The following is an 18202-nucleotide window of genomic DNA, read 5'->3' as shown; positions in this document are numbered from 1 at the left end:
TGGCGGTCAGCTGAGCTGCCCGGGCGCTGCGCGCCGGGCCTGGCGCTTGATTCGGGTGATGCGCGGGCGTTGGGTTCCTCCGTCGGCCACGGCCCGGGAGACCGCCCCGGCCAGGTCCGCGACCGTGCGCCCGTTCGCCAGCAGCGTCTGGAGCGAGAGGTTCACGCCGTAGGTCTTCTCGATCCGGGCGACCACCTGGGCGGCGAGCAGCGAGTGGCCGCCCAGTTCGAAGAAGTCGTCCCGGGTCCCGATCTCCGGCTGTCCCAGTACCTCCTGCCAGATCTCCACCAGGTCCTTCTCGACCGGTGTGCGCGGCGGTACGGGCTCCGTGGTGCGCCGCCGCGGGGAGGAGCCCCGGGACATCAGGGCGTCGCGGTCGATCTTCCGGTTGGCCGTCAGCGGGAACTCGTCGAGCAGGGTGATGGAGTTCGGCAGCATGTAGTCGGGCAGGTCGTCGGAGAGGCTGCGCCGCAGCTGTCCCCCTGTGAGCACGGCGGACGCCGGGGAGTCTCCCGGCACGGGTACGACGAACGCGAGGACCTGCCGGCCCAGGAGGCCGGACTCGCTGACCACCACCGCCGCCTGGGCGACGGACGGGTGGCGTTCCAGGGCCCGTTCGATCTCGTTCAGCTCGATCCGGTGGCCGCGTATCTTGACCTGGTGGTCGGCGCGGCCGCGGAACTCCAGATTGCCGTCGGGCAGGACCGTGCCCAGGTCTCCCGAGCGGTACATCCGGGAGCCCGGTGTCACGGAGAAGGGGTCAGGGACGAAGGCCGCCGCGGTCAGTGCCGGGCGGTCGAGGTAGCCGCGGGCGACACCCGCGCCGCCGATGCAGATCTCACCGGTGCCGCCGGGCGGGACCGCGCCCGCCCCTTCCTCCGCGAGATACAGCGAAACCCCCTCCATGGCCGCGCCGATGGGCACCGAGGCCAGCTCCCCGAGCTCCGGGGCGACGGGGAAGAGAGAGGCGGCGACCGTGGTCTCGGTCGGGCCGTAGCCATTGACGAACCGGTGCCGGGTGGCGAACGAGGCCGCCAGCTTGGGCGGGCACGCCTCACCGCCGGAGACCACCACGGCGAGCTCGGGGAACTCCCGGTCGACCAGGGTGGCGAGGATCGAGGGCGGCAGCACGACCGTGTGGATGTGCTCGTCCAGCAGCCGGGCGGCCAGCCGGTCGGGCGAGGAGACGTCCTCCTTGGCCGCGATCACGAGCGTGCCGCCGTTCGTCAGTGTGGCCAGGGTGTCCACGACCGAGATGTCGAAGCTGAACGACACGCATTGCAGGGTGCGCCGCCCCGGACCGACCTCCAGCGGGGCGGCGGACCCGGCCAGGACGTTGCTCAGCGAGGCGTGGGTGATCTGGACGCCCTTGGGCCGGCCGGTCGATCCCGAGGTGTAGATGACGTACGCCAGATTCCCCGCCACCGGACCCGGACCTTCCACACCTCCCTCGGCATCGGGCGCCACCACCGGCACACCGCACACCGCACCCAGCCCCTCAGCAACCTCCCCCGCACCCACCACCACAGCCGCACCCGAGTCCGACAGCATGAACTCCAACCGCGCCGACGGATACTCCGGATCCAACGGCACATACGCACCACCCGACTTCAACACCCCCAACACCGCAACCACCCACTCCACCGACCGCGGCAGACACACCCCCACCCGCACCTCAGGACCCACACCAGCCGACCGCAACACACCCGCCAAACGATCAGCCCACGCATCCACCTCACCAAAAGACAACGACCGCCCACCCGACACCACAGCCACCCCATCCGGCCGCTCCCGCGCCCACCCCGCAAACACCTCATGTGTCAACGTGGCCGTGTTGCTCTCCATCAGCTCTCCCCTCATGGTCTGCGAACGGTGTGGACTCATTTCCCGGCGGGTTCGCCGGTCACGGAAGTGGCGCCGGTCGTACGGCCGGGACCGGCTCCGGTTCGGGCGCCGCCGGCCTGCGCGTGCCCAGGTAGACGCTGGAGGAGAGAGTCACCACGAACATCAGCGACAGCACGATCCGGTAGTCCAGGGCCGCCGTCAGGGCCGCCCCCAGCGCGATGGAGACCGTCTGCGGCACACCGCCGACCACGTTGAAGGCGGCATGGACCCGCCCCTGCAGATCCGACGGTGTCATCCGCTGACTCAGCGTCAGCATCGGGACGAGGATCCAGGGCACGGCGAAGCCGCAGAGCACCGCGCCCGGAGCCACGGCGGCCAGCCCGGAAGGGGCGAGCAGCAGCACACCGGCGGAGTAGCAGGCGAAGCCGATCGTCGCCGTCCGCTTCTCGCCGAGACGTCTGATGACCGCCGCGGCCGTCAGCCCGGCCGCGAGCGCTCCGACGCCCTGGATGCTGATCAGCACACCGACGAAGGCCGAGGGCCTTCCCAGCCCCTTGTCCACGACCGTGTACAGCACCGTCTGCGCGAAGCCGAACACGGAGAGCGTCATGGTGCTGGCGACGAGGATCTGGCGCAGTGCGGGAGTCCTGCGGATGTGACGGAGCCCGAGCAGCATCTCAGTCGTCCAGCTCTCGCCCTTGTCCTCGCTCCCCGTACTCCCGCCGGAGCGGGGCGCGGACCGGCCGCCGCGTACGAAGAGGAGGGAGAGCGTGGCGACGGCGAAGGTGGCGGCGTCGGCCACGACCACCCAGTGCGCACCGACCAGCACCACCGCACCGGCGCCCAGCAGCGGGGCGACCAGGCGGAATCCCTGCCGTGCCACCTGGATGAAGCCGTTGGCCTGGGCCAGCAGCTCCTCGGGAAGCAGCTCGGGCAGTATCGCCGTCTGCCCGGCATCGAGCGTGGCCGTGGCCACGCCGTAGGCGAACATCACCGCGTAGACGATCCAGACGCCGCTGCTGTCCTCGACCAGGAGCAGTGGCAGTACCAGCACCGCGCTGAGCAGGTTGGTGACGACGAGCAGCGGCTTGCGCCGGACCCGGTCGACCAGCAGACCGCTGAGGGGAGCCAGCAACTCCCCCGCGACAAAGGCGAACATGGTCAGACCGGCGGCGCTGCTGCTGCCGGTGAGTTCCTTCACCCATACGCCCATCGCCAGCCACAGCATGCTGTCCCCGAAAATGGAGAACAGCTGGCCGACGAGGTAGTTCCGTGCGTCGCGGACAGCCAGTACGCGCAGCACTAGGCCATCTCCTTCCGAGGGGTGTCCCGGTCGATGTGCTCAGCGACCTGACGTACCGTCTGAAGCCTCAGGAAGAGCTGTGGTTCGACCTCGAAGCCGGCCTGCGCCATGCGGGTGCAGCAGGTGATCGCCATCAGCGAGTCGCCGCCGGCCTCGAAGAAGTTGTCCGTGGGGCCCAGCGGCCCGGAGCCCAGCACTCCGGACCAGATTCCGGCCAGCGCGGCCTCGGTCGCGGTCGCGTACTGCGGACTGGACTCCCGCCGCGAGGACGGGAGTTCGGGGGCGAGCCCCGCGAGGGCCGTCCGGTCGGCCTTGCCGGCCGGGCTCCTGGGAAGTTCGCCGTGGCACACGAACGCGCTCGGTACCAGGGCGCGCGGCAGCTGCTGTGCGAGCGCGTCGCGCAGGCCTTCCGGTCCGGCCGGGTCCTGGGTGCGCAGCACCACATGGGCCACGAGCCTGCTCCGCCCCGTACCGTCCCGGTGCTGCACCACCACGGCGTCCCGCACACCGGGCAGTTCGCGCAGCCGCGACTCGATCTCGCCGAGTTCGACGCGTACCCCGTTGACCTTGATCTGTGCGTCCGTACGGCCGCAGTAGTCGATCACACCGTCCGGCCGGACCCGGGCGGTGTCACCGGTGCGGTAGAGCCTGGCGCCCTTCTCCGTGCTCCACGGGTCGGGCACGAAGCGCTCCGCGGTCAGTGCGGGCCTGCCGAGGTATCCGCGTGCCAGGCCGGTCCCCCCGAGGAAGAGTTCGCCGACGACACCGGGAGGCACCGGCCGCATCCGTTCGTCCAGGACCAGGCACCGCGTGTTCGCGATGGCTCGGCCGATCGGCACGGTGTCGTGGGGCCCGTCCGGTGCGCAGTGCCACGACGTGACGTCCACCGTCGCCTCGGTGGGGCCGTACAGGTTCTCCAGCCGGGCGCCGGGGAGCGCCCCGAGCGCCTGCCGGGCCAGCTCCGGGACCAGTGCCTCGCCGCTGCAGACGACCAGGCGCAGCGAGTCGCAGCCGGTCGATGAGGGCTCCTCCAGAAAGGTCCCGAGCAGTGAGGGTACGAAGTGGCAGACGGTGATCCGCCGTTGCCTGATCAGCCCGGCGAGGTAGCGGGGGTTCAGGTGCCCACCGGGCGCGGCCAGGACCAGTTCCGCTCCGGTCATCAGCGGCCAGAAGAGTTCCCAGGTCGATACGTCGAAGCTGACGGGCGTCTTCTGCAGTACCCGGTCCGAGGGTGTGAGCCCGTACTCCTCCTGCATCCACAGCAGGCGGTTGACTATGCTCTCGTGGCTGATCTGGACGCCCTTGGGACGGCCGGTGGAGCCGGATGTGTAGATCACGTACGCCAGGTGCGCCGGATCCGGAGCCTGCCCGGCCGCGCGCTCCGCCGATTCCTGCTCCGCCGACTCCTGCTCCACCGCCTCCGCGACCGCCAGGCGTGCGCCGTCGAAGTCCGGTATGACGTCGGCCTGTCCGGACGTACCCAGCAGGATCCGGGCCCCGGAGTCGGCCAGCATGTAGGAGAGGCGCGCCGCCGGGTATCCGGGGTCGAGCGGCAGATAGGCGGCGCCCGACCTGAGCACCGCGAGCACCGCGACCAGGAGGTCCGGGGAGCGTTCCAGGCAGATGCCGACCGGCTGGTCGGGCGCCGCCCCGCAGGCCAGCAGCTTCCGGGCCAGCGCGTCCGCCCGGGCGTGCAGTTCGGCGTACGTCAGCCGGGCCTGTCCGAGACTGACGGCCACCGCGTCCGGGTGCTGCGCCGCGGCCTGTTCCAGCAGCTCCACCAGGGTGACCGCGGGGCGCGGCAGCACCGCTCCCGAGGACGCCGCGAGCAGCGCCTCCCGCTCGACGGCGGGGAGGGGATCGCAATCCGCGACCGGTGCGTCCGGGGCGGCGACCAGCCCCGACAGCAGATACGCGTAGTGCCTCAGCAGGCGTTCGGCCGTCCGCGGATCGAACAGCTCGCTCATGTAGGCGAGATGTACGTCGATATCCACACCGTCGTCGGCGGTGGACAGGGACAGGTCGAACTTGGTCAGTCCGCCGTCGAACTCCGCGGGACGCACATCGAGGCCGGGCAGCCGCCATGTGCCGTGGCTCGGGTCGCGGTGCAGGAAGAAGGCCTGGAACAACGGGTTCCTGGCGGGGTCGCGCTGGGGCCGCAGCGCGTCGATCACCTGGCCGAAGGCGATCTCCTGGCGCTCCATCGCGCGGAGCAGCAACGTGTGTTCCCGGTGGAGCAGCCCGGCGAAGGTGTCGTCCGGGCCGATCGTGGCCGGCAGCGCGACCGTATTGGCGAAGAGCCCGACCATCCGCTGGGTCTCGGTGAAGGACCGCCCGGCGACCACCGTGCCGACGTTGAAGGCGCGCTGCCCGGAGTAGCGGTGCAACAGCACCTTGTACCCGGTGAGCAGCAGCGTGAACAGGCTCACGCCGTGCTGTCGTGCGCAGGCGCGGACCGCCTCGCCCAGAGCGGGCGGCAGCGTGTGCCGGGCCAGACCGCCCCGGTAGGAGAGCGAGGCCGGGCGGGGCCGGTCCATGGGCAGGTCCAGCGTCTGGGGGATGTCGGCAAGCAGCCCTCGCCAGTAGTCGAGACCGGCGGCAAGGGTGCCGTCGGCCTCGCGCTGCCGCAGCCAGGCCGTGTAGTCGCCGTACTGGGCGCGCAGCGGGCCCAGTTCACGGTCGAACGACTCCACGACGCCCGGCAGGCCGCCGCCCGCGGCGGGGTATCCCACCGCCAGCTCCTCCAGGAGCAGGTCGAAGGACCAGCCGTCGGTCACGACGTGGTGCAGCACCAGGAGCAGCAGGTGGTCGGTGGCGGTGATGCGGTAGACGCGGATGCGGAACAGCGGGCCTTCGGCGAGGTCGAAGGGGCGCCGCACCTCCGCCTCGGCAAGCCGCTGGACAGCGCGCCAGGAGCCGGTCTCCGCGTCCGGGACGTCGGCGGACTCGGAGACGTCGACGGTCTCCGGCACCTCGACGACCGCGAAGTCCGGTGCGAGTTCTTCGTGGACGATCTGCTCGGCGTCACCCGTGGCGGGAAACGTCGTACGCAGCGCCTCGTGCCGGCGGACGCTCGCGGCCAGGCAGACCTGAAGGGCCGCCGCATCCAGCGGCCCGGTCAGCCGAACGGCCTGATGGGCGTTGTAGAGCGCCCGGTCCGGAAGGACACGGTCCATCACCCACATACTCTGCTGATGGGGCGAGAGGGGAATTCGGGATCCGGCCGCGCGTCGCTGGATTCGTTCCTGAGCAGATTTCCTGGATGCTCCGGCGCGGCCGCGCAGGCGCTGCTGCAGGAGTAGACGCCGCGCTTCCGATTGTGTGCGGCCGGCCGACAGATCCTTCGAATCCATTTTCTTTCCCGATCCCCCGCCCCGGCTCAACCCGCGCTATTAACGGCCCGCTGATCCATTTGAATCCGCAGACTCAGCGGGCGCATATCCACCCAGATCTTCTCGATCCGCTCCAGGCACTCCTCCTTCGTCCCCGAGACGCCTTCCGCACTCCAGCCGTCGGGCAGCGGGCGCCCTTCACGCCAGATGGAGTACTGCTCCTCGTGATTGACCACGACGCTGTAGCGCTCGACCTGGGGCGTGTCCTCGGACATTGCTCCCACCTCTCTCCCGTGCGTCTCACAAATGCCGGAATCTGCTGGCGGCTTGGTTTTCGTCACCAGCATATGGACGCGTCCATCTGCCACCTATCCTTCTTCCATCTGCCGCTCGGGCCGCCGCTATCGGTTCGCTATTCGCCGCCAATCCCCCCTTGACTTGCCGAACTTCCGGCTGAAACGCTCCTGACCGCAGAACGGTTGCCCAACAAAGGAGCCGAAATGACAGAGGATCAGGCAGTTGAAATTATTGCGCGGCTGATTTGCCGAGGCCGCCCGATCTCCTTGAAGGACGTCACCCCCGACACAAATCTGGTGGAGGACCTGGGCTTCGACTCGCTGGACGCGGCCGAACTCCTGGCCGCGGTGCACCAGGAGACCGGGCAGCAGCTGAACGTGACGTCGCTCAGGGACTTCCAGACCGTCGGGGGCGTGGCGAAGATCCTGTCCTCGGGCGTGATCGGAGAGCCCGCGTGAACACTCAGCAGACGGTTGGCCAGGACGAGTTGGAGCCCCTGGCACTCCTCAACCAGTACCGAGCGGCCGAGGTCCACGGCGCGGGCGCGATCATGCGACTGGGCCGGCTGGCGGACAACCTCCAGCTGCGCAACGACCTGAGCCGCCATCTTCGCGACGAGGCCGTGCACGCCTGGTTGTGGACCAAGGCCATCCAGGACATGGGCGGCGAGATCCACGAGGTCGACGAGCCGTACCAGACCCTGCTCGCCCAGCACTTCGGCATACCCCGCTCGCTGGACGAGTTCCTCGCCCTCACCTGGGTCTCCGAGCGCCGCGGCTGTGCGCAGTACGAGGAGCACCTGGACGTCAAGGACATCCCCTCGGTCATCCGCAGGACCCTGCGGGGCATCCTCAAGGACGAGCTCTGGCACGTCTCGTACATCAACGAGGAACTGCAGCGCCGCGCCCTGAGCAATCCGAAGCTGGAGTCGGTCATCGACCGGGCCCTGGCCGCCGACGAGCGGACCATGACGGAACTGCACGCCACCGACACCTTCAGTTCCGGCATGCGCCCGGGCAGCGCCTCATGACGACGGTCCTGCGTGGCGAGTCGCATGCGGAGGCGAAGGACGACGAGACCGTCATCCACGGGGCGCCGCACCCGGCCGTGCATGCCAGTCTTGAGGAGATCGTCCGGCCGCACCGGGCCAAGGACCACGGGGTCACCCTGTCCGACGGCAGATCGGTCGTGCGGCTGAGCTACCCGGAACTCACCCAGCGGGCAGCCGTGACGGCTGCCCGGCTGAGCAGGGCCGGGGTGACTCCGGGCACCCCGGTCGCCTGTGTCGTCACCAACGACCTCGCCTCCGTACTGACCGTGCTGGGTACCTGGATGGCGGGCGGCTGCCTGGTGTCCGTACCACCGCTGCGCGCCGGCCGGCTGTCGCAGTCGGGCGGTATCGGCGCGGTTCTGGCCACCATGGGCTGCGCGTTCTTCGTCAGCGACGAGGACGCGGACACACTGCCGTTGCCCCCGGGTACGCAGTTGCTGCACCAGTCCGCGCTGACCATGCCGGACCACGGCCATGTCAGCATCCCCGACCACGCCATCCCGGACAGGGCCCTGGTCCAGTTCACCTCCGGGAGCATCGGCACCCCCAAGGGTGTCGTCATCGACGGGCGGACGCTCGCCGGTCACCTCCATGTGCTGGGCACCAGCTCCATGGCCATGGTGCCGGGTGAGGACCGCATGGTCTCCTGGCTGCCGCTTTACCACGACATGGGTCTGGTGGCCATGTTCCTCAGCGGGCTGTCCGCCCGCATCGACATCGTGCTGTCGACGCCCTCGACCTTCGCCGGCCGGCCGTCCAGCTGGCTGACCTCGCTCTCCCAGGAGCGGGCGACGATCACCGCCGCACCCAACTTCGCCTACCGTCTCGCCGCCGCGGTGCCCTACGAGGAGAAGCTCGACCTCTCCAGGATGCGGGTGTCCCTGAGCGGCGGGGAACGGCTGCAGTGGCAGAGCCTGCTCGACTTCCACCGGGCGGCCGGCCCGCACGGCTTCCCCTGGGAGGCGATCCAGCCGAGCTACGGCCTGGCCGAGGGCGTGGTCGGCACGACCACCACTCCGGTGGGGCGCGGGCCGAAGCTGGGCCCCGGCGGGCATGTCTCGCTCGGTGTGCCGCTGACCGGGGTGAGCCTGAAGCTGCGCACGGGAGCGGAGCCGACGCCGATCCATCTCGGCGGGGCGTCACGCTTCGCCGGGTATCAGACCACCGACGGCTTCCAGGCCTCGACGGGCCCGTGGCACGACACCGGTGACGGCGGCTTCGTCCACGAGGGGGAGCTCTATGTGATCGGCCGCCGCAACGAGGTGATCGCCCTGGCCGGGCGGAACATCTTCGCCGAGGACGTCGAGGCGGTCGTCCAGGACGTCGGCAACAACGTGGTGCGCGCCTGTGCCGCCTTCCGCGATCCTGGCGACGACACCCGCTTCGGCCTGCTGGTCGAGGTGGAGCGGGTCCACACATCGGACGCCGCACGCGATGACATGACGGCGCTCGCCCGGGAGATCCGCTCCTGCGTCAGCCGCGTCCTCGGCACCCGGCTGACCTCGGTCCGGGTGGTGCGACCCCGCACCATTCCCCGGACGACCTCCGGAAAGGTCCAGCGCGCCCGGTGCCGCGAACTGGTCGAGAACGGCGACGTGGCACCCCGCACCGTCGCGGAACTCAAGTAGTCGGCTGTCCGCCCATCAACTTCACTGAAAGGGGGTGCTCTGGATGACGGCCAAGTCGATCTGGCTCGACGGTGAGATCGTCGCGTGGGAGGACGCGAACGTCCATGTCAGTGTGTTGGGCCTGCATTACGGCATCGGATTCTTCGAGGGCATTCGCTGTCACCGCACGAGCCGCGGGACCGTGGCCTTCCGTCTGACCGACCATCTCGACCGCCTGGCCAGATCAGCCGCTGTCTACGGGGTGTCCTTGCCCTACTCCGTCGACGAGCTGACCCGGGCCTGTGCCGAGGTGGTGGCGGCCAACGGTCTCGGGGACTGCTATCTGCGGCCGATCGTGTTCCTCGGCGACGGCCCGAATCCGCTCGCCGCACCGTTCCACGCGGCGGTCATCCCCAGTGCGCACGGCCCGCTGGCCGGCGAGGCGCCCACGCAGGGCGTCACCGCCCAGATCTCCAGCTTCCGGCGCATGTCGGCCAACTCCCTTCCCCCCGCGGCGAAAGCCACCGGGCAGTACCTGAACGCCTTCCTCGCCCAGAGCGAGGCCGTGCGCTCGGGCTATCACGAGGCGATCCTGCTCAACGGGGACGGCCATGTCGCCGACGGCTGGGTGCACAACCTCTTCACGGTACGTGGCGGGGTACTGAGCACGCCGCCCACGACCAGCGGTGCGCTCGGCGGCATCACCAGGGACTCGGTCATGACGCTGGCGGCGGCGCGCGGCGTCGCGGTCCGCGAGGAGAACCTGGTGCGCAGCGATCTGTACCTGGCCGACGAGTGCTTCCTGACCGGAACCGCCGCAGGTGTCGTACCGGTCGTCTCCGTCGACGGGCGCACCATCGGCGCCGGTGTTCCCGGAGAACTCACCACCGCGCTGACCGAGGACCTCCGCGGTGCCGTCCACGGCAGCGGCTACCCCGACTGGCTGAAGGAGCTCCCGTGACCCGGATACCTGTGAGGGAAGCCCAGGAGAACTCCCAGCTGCACGAGTTCCGCAACCAGGTCAACGACGCGCTGGCCGCCTTCGACGAGAAGGACTTCGAGCGCTGGGAGCAGGAGCGGCACACCCCGCGGGAGGTCCCCGCCGCGCTGGGCCGTGCCGGAGTGTTCCGGCGCCGCTGGGAGCACGGGGCGGAGCAGGGGCTCCCACAACTGGTGACGATGGCCCAGGAGTTGTACCGGTCCAGCAGCGGGGCGGCCGTCGTGGCCATGGGGCACAGTGAGATCTTCATCGGCGCACTGCGCTGGCTCGGGGAGACTCCCTACCAGCTCTCCCTGCTGGAGGAGGCCCTGGACGGAAAGACGATCGGCTGCTTCGGGGCCACCGAACCGCACGGCGGGTCGAACCTGCGCGGGCTGCGCACCACCGCGACCGCCGTGGAAGGCGGTTGGCGGCTGCGCGGCTGCAAGCGCTACATCTCCAACGTGGGCCGGGCCGACTACATCCTGGTCCTGGCCAAGCCGGAGAATCCGGCCCATGTGAGCGATCTCAGCCTGTTCCTGCTGCCGCTCGACCACCCGGGAGTCAGCGTCGACGGCTTCTTCGACACCGTCGGGCTGCGCGGCTGCGACGCCGGGCAGGTGACCTTCGACGCCACACTGCAGTCGGACGCGCTGCTGGGCAAGCCGAGCATCGGTCTTCTCTACGCGACACATCTGCTGCAGTTCGAGCGCCTGGCGATCTGCGCGCAGCTCACCGCGGCGGCGGACACCGCGCTGCGTCTGGCCGTCGCCTACGCGCGGCGGCGGACGACCGGGGACGCCCGCATCATGGACAAGCAGGCGATCCGGCACCGGCTGGCCACCTGCCGCGCGGAGCTGTGGAACCTGGAGAGCCGGCTGGCCGAACTGGTGGGCGTGGCCCAGCGCAGCGGCAGGATGCCCGCGCACGAGATCTCGGCGCTCAAGCTGACCGCCGGTGACATCACGGGCCGCATCATCGACACCGCTCTGCAGATCTTCGGTGCCCGCGGCTACTCGACGAACTTTCCCGTGGAGCGGCTGTGGCGCGACGCGCGGCTCTCCCGGCTCGGCGGCGGGACCGACGAGGTGCTCGCCGATCTGGTGGCATCGGGGCTCGACCGGCGTGACCCTGTCAGCGACGAGCTGCTCTCCCGGCTGGAGGCCCTGGACGTACCCGCGTATCCCCTCGGGCACCACGACTGACCGAGGAACCGTACACACTCATCGAATCTGGAGACCCGACGTGAAGCACACCCGTCCTGCCGTACTCCGCACCTTCGCCGCGCTGGCCGTCCCGGCCGCGGCCGCGCTGGCCCTCGTCACCGGGGCGGTCGCTCACCCCTCTGCCGCGCACCCGGTGGCCGCCACGCTCACCGAGCCGCCCGTGTCCGAAACCCAGGACGCGCCGCCGGTCACCGACCCCGGCGAGACCCACTGGTAGAAAAGCCCGTGTGCCGAGCCCACCCCCTTCCGGGCTCGGCACACGCCGTCGGCGACCCGGGTCAGCGCTCCGCGATCCGCCCGGCGAGCCAGGCCAGGGACCGGACCATCCGGCCCCGGATCGTGTCGTGATCGGCGCCTTCCACCAGGTCGAACCTCATCGCCTCCGGCGGCAGCCCGGCCTTCAGCACACTGTGGCGCAGCGCCGCGGCACCGAGGTCGAGGTAGTACTCGTCCCTGGTCCCGGCGTCGATCCACAGCCCCCTCAGCCGCGGCCAGACATCCGCGTGACGTGCGGCCATCCGCACCGGGTCCCAGTCCAGCCACCGCTGCCAGACATCGGGGCGCAGCATTCCCGTCGCCGGATCGAACGGCAGCGTCGGCCTGCCGTCGGCGTCGGGCGAGAAGGCGGCGGCCATGGCCAGCAGCACGAGCACCGACAGATCCTCCGGCTCGGAACCCGGACGTGTGGTGAAGCCTTCGGTCCAGGCCTCCGTGCTCCCGCCGTACCGGCGAAGGGCCCGCAGGGCGTTGCGGAACTCCGGGAGATACACATGCTCATAGAGCGCGTCTCCGGCGTGCGAGGCCGCGGCCCCGAAGAGGTCGGGGCGCAGCATGACCGCGACCAGCGCTCCGAATCCTCCGGAGGACTTGCCCATGATCGCCCGGTGATCCCTGGCCGCCAGGGTGCGGTAGGTACGGTCGACGTGGGCGACCACCTCTTCGCAAAGATACGAGTGGTACGGGCCCGAGGCCGTCGAGTCGACGTACTGGGAGCCGCCGTAGCGGTTCCAGCCGTCGACGAACACCACGATGCACGCGGTCTCCGGCGCCCCGGCCATCACCCCGTCCACCTGCTCGGGGAAGGTCCGGCCGAAGGGCACCGTGTTCCCCCACATGGGCACGGTGCCCGCGAAGCCGCTCAGGACGTGGACCACCGGATAGCGGCGGTGGGGGTCCTGGTCGTAGCCGGGCGGCAGGTAGATCCAGAGCTCGCGCTCACTCGGATCACCCAGCGGGTTCCCGCGGAGCAGCACGCTGTCCAGGCGGTCCACCTGGATCCGCCCGGCAAGGGCGGACGGCGGCGCTGTCACATGGACCTCCAGCCCGGGAGTCCGGATGGGGCGGCGGTTCGGTGCGCACTCTTCTCAGCAGCCACGGAGCATCTTCCCCCTGCCCACGGAAAGAGCTTCCAGTTCCTCTTCGAGGCCGATCTGCAGGAAGAGCGCGCGGGCCTCCTCGAAGGACAGTGCGGCCAGGGAGTCCTCGCCGCGCGCCCGGTGCAGATCGCCCAGAGCCACCAGTGCCCGCCCCCGCAGCGCCTGGCTGCCCGCGGACTGGGCCAGCGTCATTCCGGTGTGCAGCAGCGCGGACGCCTCCTCCAGACGGTCCTGCCTCAGCCGTGTCATGCCCAGTCCGCAGACCACATGTGCCTCGCCCTCCAGGTCTCCGCGCAGCCGCACGATCTCCAGGGCGCGATCCAGCATCCGTTCGGCGTCGTCGAACCTGTCCAGCTCCAGAAAGGCCATGCCCCGGCGGAGCAGCGCCTGTGAGGCGACCCGCTGTGCCCCTATCTCGGCGCAGATCGCCAGCGCGCTGTCCAGGAGCGTGCCCGCCTCCAGCGGGCGGCCGTCGGCCAGCCCGAGCTGCGCGATGTTGATCAGCACATGTGCCTCGGCGGCCCGGTCGCCGACCTCCCGGCACCCGGTCAGCGCCTCGTGATAGGTGGTCAGTGCCTCCGCCCGCTTGCCCTGTACGCGTTGCAGGTAGGCCAGATTGCGCAGCACGAGAACTCTCCCGTGGTGCTCTCCCATGTCCTCGAAGCCCGTCAGCGCCTCCCGCAGCAGGCATCCCGCCTCCGCGAGGTTCTGCTTGAAGATGTTCAGTGCCCCGAGCGAGGACAGGAGCACGACCTCCCCGCGGCGGTTGCCCGCCCTGCGTACGGCCTCCAGGGCCTCCGTATGGGTGATGAGCCACTCGTCGTAGTAGCCGTGGCTCTCGAACAGCGTGACCGCCGTGACCGCGAGGTCCCAGCTGATCTCGTCGGCTCCGGCGAGTGCTGCCTCGCGGGTGGCCCAGATCAGGTTGGCCCGCTCGCTGTCCATCCACCGCAGGGGGTTGCTGGACAGCAGCGGTGGGATCAGGGGCGGTTCGCGGCGCAGCGCGGCCGATCCGTGCAGCAGGGTGTAGTCGCCGCCGTACTCCGCCCGGTGCGCCCGCACCGCCAGCCCGAGGTACACCTCCATGAGTTCGTGTCTGGCCCTGGAGATCTCCTGCTCCGGCTCCTCGGCCTGGGCGCGCTCACGGGCGAAGACCCGCACCAGATCATGGATGCGGTAGCGGAAGGTGTCCTGGTCGGTCCCGGAGACCACCTCGATGAGATGGGCGTCCATCAGCTCGTGCAGTGCCACGCCCCACTCGACCGCGCCGCGGCCGAGCAGTACCCGGGCCACCCACCCGGCGAAGGTGGGGATCTCGATGGCGCCCAGTCGCCGGACCAGGCGCCGTGCCTCCGGGGAGAGGCTGTGGTAGGCCATGGCCAGGGTGGTGCGGACCGCGAGTCCGCCGTGGACCAGCTCGCCGAGCCGGCGCGGCTCGTTGCCCAGACGCCGCACCATCTCCTCAAGCTTCCATTCGGAGCGGGTCGCCAGCCGGGAGCCCACGATCCTCAGTGCCAGCGGCAGCCGGTCGCAGAGCTGGGCGATCAGATGGGCCGCCTGCCATTCGGCGACGACCCGTGACTGACCGACGATCCGGCCCAGCAGCTCGACCGCCTCCTCGCCGTCGAATTTGCTGACCTCCAGAAGTGTCACCTGGGAGGCCTTGACCCGGCGCGGCCGCCAGGTGAGGAGAATCGCGCACTTCCCCTTGACCGGCAGCAGTTCCAGCGGGTTCACCTCGGACGGCACGTCGTCGACGACGATGAGCATCCGCCGCTGTGCCACCAGGCTCCGGAAGAGCTCGACGCGGTCCTCCAGAGCATCCGGGATGTCGGCCGCGTCGACACGCAACTCGCGTAGAAAACGCCACAGGATCCGGCGCGGCGTCAGCGGTTGGAGCGACATTCCCTGCATGTCCGCGTAGAGCCGGCCGTCGGGGAAGTCCTGGCTCAGATGATGAGCGGCGTGGATGGCGAGCGTGCTCTTGCCCGACCCGCCCTGCCCGTGGAGCACCACCACCGGTACGTCGTCGTCCGCCGTGGGCTCGCCGGAGTGCAGTTGACGTCTGATCTGTTCGAGCAGTCTCGCTCTTCCCACGAAGTCCGTTATGCGTTCGGGAAGTTGGCTGGATGTCACCGTGACGGGGACCTCCGGGCGCAGCTCCCGCACGACCGGCTCGGTGACCACCGGCTCCCAGTACTGGGTGTTGCCGGACAGGATCTCGTACTCCAGCCTCCGCAGCTGGCTGCCGGGTTCGACACCGAGTTCCTCGATCAGCCGCTCCCTGGTCTGCCGGTAGACGGCCAGGGCCTCGGCCTGACGCTGGGAGCGGTAGAGAGCCTGCATCAGCAGCCCCTGGAGGCCTTCCCGCAGCGGATTGGCCTCGGTCGCCTCCATCAGCTCGCTGATGATCTCGACGTGACGTCCCCGCTGGAGTTCGAGCCGCAGACAGAACTCATGGGCGGCGAGCCGGGCTTCCTGCAGCGAGCCGGCCCAGCCGTCGAGCACCGGACTGCCCTGCAGTCCGGCGAGCGCCGGCCCGCGCCACATGGCCAGACCCTCGCGCAGCCTCACCACGGCCCGGTCCAACGACCGCCTGGCAGCAAGGGTTTGAGCCATCGTCACATGCTCGTGGAAGACCTTGCTGTCCAGCTGGCCGGGGGCGATCTTCAACGTGTACCCTGAGGGCTCGGTGAAGATCACTCGTTGACTGCGCCCGTCGCTGAGCGCTTTGCGCAACCGGGATACGCTGATCTGAATCTGACTGTGAGCCGTTGGCGGAGATTCCTCCCAAGTCGCCTCGATCAGGCGCGAGGTGGGAACGACATGGTTGGCCTCCATGAGCAGTGCGGCTAAGACGCGACGTTGTCTGATCCCACCCAGAGCGGCAGCGTTCTCCCCGCGAAAGAATTCCACGGGCCCGAGCACTTGGTAGTAGTCAGCCGCTAGATCCCCTTCCTCCGATTCCGCTCCCACCATAGATCCACGATCACTAGGCAAAGCGACCCCCATTTTTTTCATTTGTCTGCTGCAGATCCGTCACTCACCATGCCTGATTCAGCGGCTCACAGGATTGGTGATCGGAAAACCGACGGCTTGGAAGACAGGTCAGAGCCACTCACACGAGTCGGACTCGACCCGCCCCTCCACCTCGGCGCTGAACTGTCGTGAAGGGCGGCGAAACCGGGATATGACGGAGCCCCAGATATTCCGCCGCGTCCACGTCGGGTTTGCGAATTCTTTCCCCGATGCGACAAGTACACCTAACGATCATACGCCTGGGTAACCTCCGTATCAATGACTTACCACCCTCGCAGCAGGGCCCCACGGCGGCCGCACAAGTCCACCGATCCCCCTCCATCCAGCACGGTTTCGGGATCCGGACGGGCGGGATTCTCCGGGCTCCGGGCCTCTCCCGGCGGGGCCGCGGGCCGTCACGCACGGCTCTGGTGACCGACGTCGCGGGCGAGGTCCAGGCCGAGGACACGGTCGAGATGGGCGAACGTCTCGAACTTGGCACCGGCCGGCACGTCGGGCCGTTGCGCCACCTCGGCCAGCAGCTCCAGGACGGCGTCGACGCCGAGATCGTCGACGAGCGCCGCGCGGGACTGCCGCAGCAGATCGGCGGGGATCGGCCTGGACGGCTCCTGCGCCCAGTCGGCCACCTGCCTGCGCCACTGCCGCAGTGTCCGCCGGGCATCGGCCAGCGCCCCACCGGTGACCGTGACCGGCGCGGCATAGGGGTGGCCGAGCAGCAGCAGGCGCACGGCCAGCGGATCAGCGGCCTCCGGTACGCCCGCGTCCGGGAGTTCCGGGGAGAGGTCGGGGATGCGCTCGTCCAGCGGCGCCGTTTCGGCCGACCCCACATCGATCCGGACCCCGTCGGCATCGTCCGTGGCCGCGCCCTGGGCGATCACGTGTACGTCGGCGGGGCCGCCGAGCGCCGCGTCGGGACGGTGGCCGACGACGACGGCGGGAGGATGGATGCCGAGCACCGCCATGACGCGGTCGAGCGCCCGGCTCTGATCGTCCGTCAGTTCCGGAGTGGTGGTGAGAACCGTGACGACCTGCAGGCCGTTCAGCTCCGCGGTCCGTGCCAGTACGTCGCCGATGAGCATCACACGCAGGTGCGCCGGGCCGATCCCGGCGCAGACGGGCGGCAGATGGACGCAGCTGCGCAGCAGGCGGCGCGGTGCGGCGGGGATGTCCACGGGATGACCGGTGCGGGTGTCGGCGATACGCAGCATGCCTCGGAGGCTAGTCGCGCGTGCCTCCCGCGCGTGGGAGAAACCGGCCGGGGCGGCGGTGTGGTGCCTGCCGGACCGAGGCCTCGTTAGCATGGCTCCGTGACCCGGCCGAGCGATCAGGACACCCGCGGCATCATCGACCCGCGCGCCGGATTCGAGCACTTCGAGCTGACCCGGCACCTGCCCTCACCCGATCTGGCCTGGGCGGTGGACCGCTACTGGGTGGTGCGCTGGGACATGCCGGACGGGGAGTCCTTCGAGCAGCGTGTGATCCCGCACGCCGCCGTACATCTGGTGTTCGAGGACGGAGCCGCCACCATCGAGGCGATCTCGCCGCATGAATTCGTGCGGCGGCTGGAGCGCCGTGGCCAGGTGTTCGGCGTCAAGTTCCGGCCCGCCGGATTCCGGCCCTTTCTGCGGAGCCGGGTCTCGGCCGTCGCCGGGCAGCGGTTCGCGGCGTCGGCCGTGTTCGGTGCCGCGGCCGGTGACGTGGCCCGTGAGCTGGCCGGGGCCGACGACGTGAACGGGTCGGCCGCCGCTGTCGAGGCCCTTCTGCGTGCCCGGGACGTACAACCGCTGCCCGCGACCGGGCCGTTGAACGCCGTCGTCGCCCTCGTCGTCGCCGACAGGTCCCTCACCAGGGTCGACGCCCTGGCCGAGCGGCTGGGGATGAGCACGCGCAAGCTGCAACGGCTGTTCGCCGACCATGTGGGTCTCAGTCCGAAATGGGTCATCAACCGGTGCCGGATCCACGAGGCTGCCGAGCTGGCCATGCGCCGGGCATCCGTCGACTGGGCGGAGCTGGCCGCCGAACTCGGCTACAGCGACCAGTCCCACCTCGTCCGCGACTTCACCGCCACCGTGGGCACCTCCCCCGAGCAGTACACGCGCCGGGCCGCGCGCACCCCGGCGGGCTGAGCGGCCGGGGTGCGGAAGGGG

The 18202-nt window shown here is 70.0% G+C and carries 14 protein-coding genes and 1 pseudogene; 7 read left to right on the top strand and 8 right to left on the bottom strand.

Annotated features, from left to right (window positions below; genetic code table 11):
• Positions 1 to 6 precede the first annotated feature (6 nt).
• From OG507_RS31340 to OG507_RS31325, 4 genes are read right to left on the bottom strand one after another with little or no spacing between them, the layout of a single operon-like run.
• Positions 7 to 1845 carry a non-ribosomal peptide synthetase gene (locus tag OG507_RS31340; RefSeq protein ID WP_327370473.1) on the bottom strand — a complete coding sequence of 613 codons (1839 nt, stop codon included), beginning with the start codon at positions 1843 to 1845 and terminating at the stop codon, positions 7 to 9.
• Between the two features lie 58 nt (positions 1846 to 1903).
• The gene (locus tag OG507_RS31335; RefSeq protein ID WP_327370472.1) at positions 1904 to 3148 is read right to left on the bottom strand and encodes an MFS transporter; all 1245 of its coding nucleotides are present in this window, start codon (positions 3146 to 3148) and stop codon (positions 1904 to 1906) included.
• Positions 3148 to 6501, bottom strand: a complete 3354-nt coding sequence (locus OG507_RS31330) for a non-ribosomal peptide synthetase (RefSeq protein ID WP_327370471.1) — start codon at positions 6499 to 6501, stop codon at positions 3148 to 3150. The genes OG507_RS31335 and OG507_RS31330 overlap by 1 nt, the downstream gene beginning before the upstream one ends.
• A gap of 26 nt (positions 6502 to 6527) precedes the next feature.
• On the bottom strand, positions 6528 to 6755 hold the full coding sequence (locus tag OG507_RS31325; RefSeq protein ID WP_327370470.1) for an MbtH family protein: 228 nt from the start codon (positions 6753 to 6755) through the stop codon (positions 6528 to 6530).
• Positions 6756 to 6980: 225 nt separating this feature from the next.
• Here OG507_RS31325 and OG507_RS31320 point away from each other — a divergent pair, with 225 nt between their 5' ends.
• Genes OG507_RS31320 through OG507_RS31295 form a run of 6 tightly spaced genes read left to right on the top strand, consistent with a single transcriptional unit; the run spans position 6981 to position 11857 of the window.
• A complete protein-coding gene (locus OG507_RS31320) occupies positions 6981 to 7235 on the top strand; it encodes an acyl carrier protein (protein WP_327370469.1) in 255 nt (84 codons plus the stop codon).
• Entirely contained in the window at positions 7232 to 7807 is a 576-nt protein-coding gene (locus OG507_RS31315) for a ferritin-like domain-containing protein (protein WP_327370468.1), read from the top strand. The genes OG507_RS31320 and OG507_RS31315 overlap by 4 nt, the downstream gene beginning before the upstream one ends.
• Positions 7804 to 9456 carry an AMP-binding protein gene (locus OG507_RS31310; RefSeq protein WP_327370467.1) on the top strand — a complete coding sequence of 551 codons (1653 nt, stop codon included), beginning with the start codon at positions 7804 to 7806 and terminating at the stop codon, positions 9454 to 9456. The genes OG507_RS31315 and OG507_RS31310 overlap by 4 nt, the downstream gene beginning before the upstream one ends.
• Positions 9457 to 9499: 43 nt before the next feature.
• Entirely contained in the window at positions 9500 to 10396 is an 897-nt protein-coding gene (locus OG507_RS31305) for a branched-chain amino acid transaminase (protein WP_327370466.1), read from the top strand.
• On the top strand, positions 10393 to 11619 hold the full coding sequence (locus OG507_RS31300) for an acyl-CoA dehydrogenase family protein (RefSeq protein ID WP_327370465.1): 1227 nt from the start codon (positions 10393 to 10395) through the stop codon (positions 11617 to 11619). Before OG507_RS31305 ends, OG507_RS31300 begins: the two co-directional genes overlap by 4 nt.
• Before the next feature lie 40 nt (positions 11620 to 11659).
• Positions 11660 to 11857, top strand: a complete 198-nt coding sequence (locus OG507_RS31295) for a hypothetical protein (RefSeq protein WP_327370464.1) — start codon at positions 11660 to 11662, stop codon at positions 11855 to 11857.
• Between the two features lie 61 nt (positions 11858 to 11918).
• On the opposite strand, the gene OG507_RS31290 is transcribed toward OG507_RS31295, so the two are convergent.
• The 4 genes and pseudogenes from OG507_RS31290 to OG507_RS31280 form a co-directional block, all read right to left on the bottom strand.
• Positions 11919 to 12950 (bottom strand): alpha/beta hydrolase, encoded by a 1032-nt coding sequence (locus tag OG507_RS31290; RefSeq protein ID WP_327370463.1) that lies wholly within the window; start codon positions 12948 to 12950, stop codon positions 11919 to 11921.
• Between the two features lie 54 nt (positions 12951 to 13004).
• Positions 13005 to 15689, bottom strand: a complete 2685-nt coding sequence (locus OG507_RS31285) for a BTAD domain-containing putative transcriptional regulator (protein WP_327370462.1) — start codon at positions 15687 to 15689, stop codon at positions 13005 to 13007.
• A gap of 12 nt (positions 15690 to 15701) precedes the next feature.
• A pseudogene (locus OG507_RS40535) lies at positions 15702 to 15995 on the bottom strand (AfsR/SARP family transcriptional regulator); the annotation flags it as partial.
• 455 nt (positions 15996 to 16450) lie between these two features.
• Positions 16451 to 17263, bottom strand: a complete 813-nt coding sequence (locus OG507_RS31280; RefSeq protein WP_327370461.1) for a hypothetical protein — start codon at positions 17261 to 17263, stop codon at positions 16451 to 16453.
• Positions 17264 to 17362: 99 nt separating this feature from the next.
• Between OG507_RS31280 and OG507_RS31275 the strand changes: the two genes are divergently transcribed.
• The gene (locus OG507_RS31275) at positions 17363 to 18181 is read left to right on the top strand and encodes a helix-turn-helix domain-containing protein (protein ID WP_327370460.1); all 819 of its coding nucleotides are present in this window, start codon (positions 17363 to 17365) and stop codon (positions 18179 to 18181) included.
• The last annotated feature ends 21 nt before the right edge of the window (positions 18182 to 18202 follow it).

Source organism: Streptomyces sp. NBC_01217, assembly GCF_035994185.1.
In the GTDB taxonomy this organism is placed as follows: Bacteria; Actinomycetota; Actinomycetes; order Streptomycetales; family Streptomycetaceae; genus Streptomyces.
The sequence above is the reverse complement of the archived record's forward strand: the minus strand, read 5'-3'. Positions and strand labels throughout refer to the sequence as shown.

Coding starts and splice junctions, on each gene's coding strand:
- OG507_RS31305 (WP_327370466.1), top strand. CDS start 9,500: ATGACGGCCAAGTCGATCTGGCTCGACGGTGAGATCGTCGCGTGGGAG.
- OG507_RS31330 (WP_327370471.1), bottom strand. CDS start 6,501: ATGGATTCGAAGGATCTGTCGGCCGGCCGCACACAATCGGAAGCGCGG.
- OG507_RS31280 (WP_327370461.1), bottom strand. CDS start 17,263: ATGCTGCGTATCGCCGACACCCGCACCGGTCATCCCGTGGACATCCCC.
- OG507_RS31340 (WP_327370473.1), bottom strand. CDS start 1,845: ATGGAGAGCAACACGGCCACGTTGACACATGAGGTGTTTGCGGGGTGG.
- OG507_RS31320 (WP_327370469.1), top strand. CDS start 6,981: ATGACAGAGGATCAGGCAGTTGAAATTATTGCGCGGCTGATTTGCCGA.
- OG507_RS31310 (WP_327370467.1), top strand. CDS start 7,804: ATGACGACGGTCCTGCGTGGCGAGTCGCATGCGGAGGCGAAGGACGAC.
- OG507_RS31325 (WP_327370470.1), bottom strand. CDS start 6,755: ATGTCCGAGGACACGCCCCAGGTCGAGCGCTACAGCGTCGTGGTCAAT.